Consider the following 5,677-nt stretch of genomic DNA (forward strand, 5'->3'; position numbering starts at 1 on the left):
GATCCTCATAAAACTCATAGAAAAACTCATAGAAAAACTCATAGAAAAACTCATAGAAAAACTCATATCTCACGAAAAACTCATATCTCACGAAAAACTCAGGGAGCATGTCACTTATGCAGCAACATTAGTAAATTATCTGGGGAATGGGGAATGGGGAATGGGGAATAGGTAATAGGGGGAGCATGTCACAAAGCGCCGAATATTTGGGGAGCATGTCAATTTTGTAAGAACACTTGAACTACAGTGTTTTCGGGGCTTCAGTAGCAGTTATGAGTTATTTTAGTACATTTGTTCTGCGAATTTGACATGCTCCCTCAGCCGTCAGCCGTCAGCCGTCAGCCTTCAACCTAATGCAGCGTGCGCCTAGGGCATAAGCTTAATGCTGATAGCTGATAGCTGATAGCTGAATGCTTACAAACTTGGCAGTTTTGGATATTAAAGTTAATAGGCATCTGCAGAAAAGGTTATCAAACCCTTACTATGCCATTCCAAACTCTGCATTTTGAGAGATATCTAATGGAAATAAGCAACAGAGCAAGATGCTCCCATTATCCGGCACCGTCGCCAACATAATTGTAATGAACTACTAGATGAAATTGGAAGTACAGTGCTTAACTTTGTAAGTTTGGAGAAATTCCCAAGTTAAGAAACTTGCGTAGGGGATGGCGGTGATGTTCTTAACTTTTCGAGAGCTGAAATTTAGATTGGGAATAGCTTTAGGGATTTACTGGTGCTAAGTGCTTATCTTTTTTATTAAAATTACAAACTTTGCTTGTGTTTACAAAAGAAAACCTATACTTTTTAATCATAGTTAAATACAAAAGCTAAAAAAACAGACAAAAGAGGTTATGAAACAAAGAGGATAGAGAGAAAGTTTGGTCACTAATATTGCAACATCAACCGAACTCAGTTCGCTAATGAACAAATCTCTTGGTGATTCTGACGTATGCATTGCCATTCTTGATGGACCAGTTGACCTATCCCATCCATGCTTTCATGGAGCCAATATCGTTCAGCGCACAACCTTAGTGTCTGGTGTAGCTGATGGAGGTGCTGCATCTCAACATGGAACTCATGTTGCCAGCATTATCTTTGGTCAACAGGGTAGTTCGGTTCAGGGGATCGCTTCTAGTTGTCGTGGGTTAATCCTACCTATTTTCAGTAGTGGGAAAAGAGATAATATAGCTCCCTGTTCTCAAATTGACCTAGCACGAGCGATTACCCAAGCAGTCCAAGAAGGAGCCAACGTTATTAACATCAGTGGTGGTCAGTTGACGGCTTCCCCAGAATCTGACCAACTACTAGCTAATGCTGTTCGTTTGTGCCAAGAAAAGAACGTTCTCATCGTTGCTGCTGCGGGAAATGATGGTTGCGAATGTCTTCATATTCCTGCTGCCCTGGAATCAGTTCTAGCAGTAGGAGCAATGGATGCTCAAGGTAATCCCCTCGGTTTTAGTAATTGGGGCAAAACTTACCAAAATCACGGGATTCTTGCTCTGGGTGAAAACATCTTGGGTGCGACTCCTGGGGGAGAGACAACCCTTAGAAGTGGAACTAGCTTTGCGACTCCTGTTGTCTCAGGAATTGTAGCTCTTTTACTCAGTATTCAATTGCAACGGGGGGAAAAACCCGATCCCCATGGTATTCGTGAAGCTATTCTTAAAAGTGCTTTGCCTTGTAACGAACAAAACAGTTTAGATAAGTCTCGCTGTTTAGTTGGCAGTCTTAACTTTTTTGGAGCTTATACACTAATCACACAAGGAGGAATTAAATCAGTGTCCGATCAAACATTAGAAGAAACTATGGTACAGCCCAGTGAAGTTAACAACATTGATCGAGAGTTAACTAATCCAGTCAATGAGATTGAAATAGAGCCAACTCAAACCATTGAAGGGACTAACCCCAGTTCGCAAGCAACTGTTCCCCAAGCAGCAATGGGTATACAAGCAGCAGAAGCCAAAATATCTCCAGTTATGCCTACCAATATTTCCAATAATACAGTTAACCCCATGATGGTAACTCCCAATAATCAAACAGTTTCTTCTATTACTCCTTCAGGAGCGGATGGAGATTGTGGCTGCGGAGGTGGTGGCCCCATACAGACAGTTTATGCGATTGGCCAATTAGGTACTGATTTTGGTACTGAAGCTCGCCGAGATTCCTTTACCCAAGCAATGCCTCCTGATATGACACTGCTTCAGTATCTCAGCGATCGTCCTTATGAAGCTCAATCTTTAACTTGGACTCTCAATTTAGATGCTACCCCCATCTATGCCATTAAACCTGCTGGTCCTTATGCTAGCATCACTTATGAGCGACTTGTTTCCTATTTAGGAGATGAAAACATCGAACGTATCTCGGTTCCAGGATCTATTAGTGGTAGTATACGCTTAATGTCTGGTCAAGTTGTTCCAGTAATTATTCCTGAAGTTCGAGGAATGTACAGCTGGTCTGTTTCTGCTTTGGTAACAGCAGTAATGCCACAAATAACTGCTGCAAATATCACAGAGGAGAACTTACAGTCTCAGATTGAAGATTATTTGAATCGAGTTTATTACGACTATCGTAATTTAGGGATAACCCCTGAAGAGCGGGCATTGAATTTCTCCGCTACTAATGCTTTCCAGGCTTCCGTGGCGATCGCTCAGGCAACAGGCGATCGGAGAGTTCTTGATTCTATCAGCGTAGAGAAAAGTCCTATTTGTCGTCCTGATTCCGATTGTTATGACGTTAAGTTAATCTTCTTCGATCCAGAAAATAACCAACGCTCTAACCGAGTCTTTCGATTCACCGTTGATGTTAGTGACGTCATTCCTGTAACCATCGGTACAGTGCGTTCTTGGTCTCAGTCTTAACTACAAGTGGTCAAAAATACTCAAGATGAGAAACAGCTAAATTTTCTGAAACCAGCTCGATAGCTCCCTCTAACCTTACTTACGATTTATGTTGTTAAGAAGGTGGATGATAAGCCTATAGTATTATCCCTGGTTGCAGTTATTAAATCTAGCGTTTGTTAGTTTTTTGAGTTCATTTTTTGGATATGTGAGGGAAGAATATTCCCGATAGCACCTCACATTTGTGATGCCTAACCTAAAAACAAACAATCAATTCTCCAATAAGGATAAAAAAAATGAATCTTCCTATTCAATCTCAACCTGTAATCAGAAGTGTAAGCACAACAAAACTAAAAGCAAAAAATGGTTTGAATGCAGCGATAGCTACCGACTGCTATAGTGGCAAGAATTGTACTGGCAAAATCCTTAATCACAAAGATCCTCACAATTGTAAGAATTCAGGGGGCAAATCCTGCTTTTATAATGGCAAATGCCACACCCCCTGCCAATAGCTGTACCAGAATTCATAGCGGTAGGGTTTCGTTAGCGCGACTCGTAAACTACCGTTACTGAAGTCTGCGTGAGGGAGGGATTTTCCTGCTAGCACCTCGCATTCGTGACACCTAAAAACGAACAATCAATTCTGAAATAAGGATAAAAAAATGAACCTTCCTATTCAATCTCAACCCGTTATGCGCAATACAAGTACATCAGTTGCAGTGGCAGGAGTGACACCGCAGGAGTGTACATCATGGTATGGCACAGCACCTTTCTGTGATGCCCACTGCTCTACCTGCCCTCATGGTTGGAGTTGTGAGACGAGCGACTGTGGCGATGGATCTTGTTGCTGGACTGGACAAAAAGTTCGCTGCTGTCCTCCTGATTAAGTCCTAATCAAACAGGACTTACGCAACGGCACTAATTGTAGTGGCAATATTGAGAATAATGCTGGATAGATACACCATATACAGCTGTACTGCGTAAGTCCTGTCAAAAATAATACCACTGGATATGTGAGGGAGGGATTTTCCTGGTCGCACCTCGCATTCGTGACAGCCTAAAAAAACAATCAATTGTGCTCTAAACTTTGGCACATCTCTTAGTCCTCTGGAAGTAGGTAGAGCGTTAGCCAGTTGTGATATTCAATGTATCTTTTGATGTACAAGTAGTGATTTTTGCAGTTAGGTTCCTATATGACAGTTAGATTAGGCGAACTTACAGACAATATTCCTCTTGATAGTTGTTCTAACATTGGGTGTATGCAAAAGCTAGTAACAGGTTGCATTGGTTCTTGGGAATGGAAGAATAAAATAGAATGAGTGAAAAACAATTTCTTACAATAGTTACCTAACTTGCCCACAAAAAACCACAACAATAAGCAGAAAGAATCAATGAAACTTTTAAAAAAATTATCAACAGGAAAATACCGCAAATGGCTGATTACACTGCTAACCATTATTATCTTATCGGTTACAGCTACACCTGCCTTCGCTTGTGTTAGTACAGGAACAACTGAAAATTCTGTAACTGAACTTAATCAAGCTTTTGAACGAGCATGGGCAGAAAAGCCAACTGAAGACAGAAAAATTCATTTATATGGGGTTTGTGACTCAGATAAAACTTCAGTGCTTCGACAAACTTGTCTAGGTGAACTAGAAACCTTTTTTAAGTTCAAGAAAAAGTCAATTGTTGATGCTTGCTACCAACAAGGAGCTAATATGAACCTGTGTCTGGGTTTTGCAAATACCAAACAATTAGATAAGTGGATTAAACAACTTCACAATAGTAATTAATTGATAAATTATATCATGTCCGGTAGCATCGGTATTGTAAGTGCGAAGGTAAGGAAGAAGTAGGGTAAAATTGCAATTTTACCCTACTTCTTCCTTCGGCTATAACCACTTGCTAAAAATTTGTAATTTTGGGCAGAACTCAATTGAAACCTTGTAGAAATGTTCCTACTCTAGTCTACCCATCAAAAAACTCTATCAAACTATACCTCTTGCCCACTCAATAAACAACTTTGCCTGTTGCGCCCAAAAATCAGAACCCCAATAAACAAAACAACTGGTTTCACACAACAACAACGCTCTCATTTTTTCATCCGAACCCTCCCCAGACTCTACAACCTTCGCATAATCTTGACTCAACTTTTCAACTGCCACCAATACCTGTTGTCGTAAGTCTCCCTCTTGCCATTGCTGATGACCTCCTATCCACGAACCTCCTGTTGACTTCAACCTTACCTCTGTTGTTGCTCCTGCTGATAAATAAGTATCAATATATTCACTCACGGTCATAAAACCCACATCCAACCAGCGATCGCTCTCCCGAAACAGAGGCGCAAAAGAATTTTTAAAATATTCAAACATCATCACATTACCATTCTCCCCATCAAAAGTCGGCACTACCAAAGCACTGAAACTGATGCCAGTTCCACAAGAGATATAAGGTTTAAAAACGCTTCACCCAACCTACAGTGCTATGACACCTTAGCCCTACCGATTTCAACTGGGATTGAGGAGGATCGGGCAAATGCCAAAGCAACGATCGAATCAATTCGACTGATTCGGGAAAATCTGCCCGGTGTCCATTTTATGCTGGGGGTCTCTAATGAGTGAAACAAACGATGGATCGAATTGGCATCAAGATTTTATTGCCAGTAATTTGTTGGTCATTGGCTATAATGCTTGGGCCGGTCATCTCACTCAGTTGCGCGGAGCGATTGGTTGTAGCACAAATTCGACCACATTGGGGGTTGGCGGAGAATCATTCAAAACCCATTTTGTCGGACGTTCTCGCCTTGCGCCGTTCCTGAATGCCTGGTTAGCGGCTCCTGA

Annotated in this window: 4 protein-coding genes and 1 pseudogene; 4 read left to right on the forward strand and 1 reads right to left on the reverse strand. The window is 41.3% G+C overall.

Going from position 1 to position 5,677, the window contains the following annotated elements:
• The first annotated feature begins 920 nt into the window (after positions 1–920).
• The 3 genes from AC4II3_RS30765 (at position 921) to AC4II3_RS30775 (ending at position 4,630) form a co-directional block, all read left to right on the forward strand.
• Complete coding sequence (locus AC4II3_RS30765) at positions 921–2,858, forward strand: PatA/PatG family cyanobactin maturation protease (RefSeq protein ID WP_488016003.1); 1,938 nt, start codon at positions 921–923, stop codon at positions 2,856–2,858.
• A gap of 641 nt (positions 2,859–3,499) precedes the next feature.
• Complete coding sequence (locus tag AC4II3_RS30770; protein ID WP_488016000.1) at positions 3,500–3,724, forward strand: hypothetical protein; 225 nt, start codon at positions 3,500–3,502, stop codon at positions 3,722–3,724.
• Positions 3,725–4,228: 504 nt separating this feature from the next.
• A complete protein-coding gene (locus tag AC4II3_RS30775; RefSeq protein ID WP_488015998.1) occupies positions 4,229–4,630 on the forward strand; it encodes a hypothetical protein in 402 nt (133 codons plus the stop codon).
• A 195-nt stretch (positions 4,631–4,825) separates the two neighbouring features.
• Here the strand turns inward: AC4II3_RS30775 and AC4II3_RS30780 are convergent, their stop codons facing one another.
• Positions 4,826–5,251: a hypothetical protein gene (locus tag AC4II3_RS30780; protein WP_488015996.1), complete on the reverse strand. Its 426-nt coding sequence runs from the start codon at positions 5,249–5,251 to the stop codon at positions 4,826–4,828.
• Positions 5,252–5,450: 199 nt separating this feature from the next.
• Between AC4II3_RS30780 and AC4II3_RS30785 the strand changes: the two are divergent.
• Positions 5,451–5,677 (forward strand): annotated as a pseudogene (locus tag AC4II3_RS30785) (hypothetical protein); the annotation flags it as partial.

The organism is Moorena sp. (assembly GCF_982860115.1).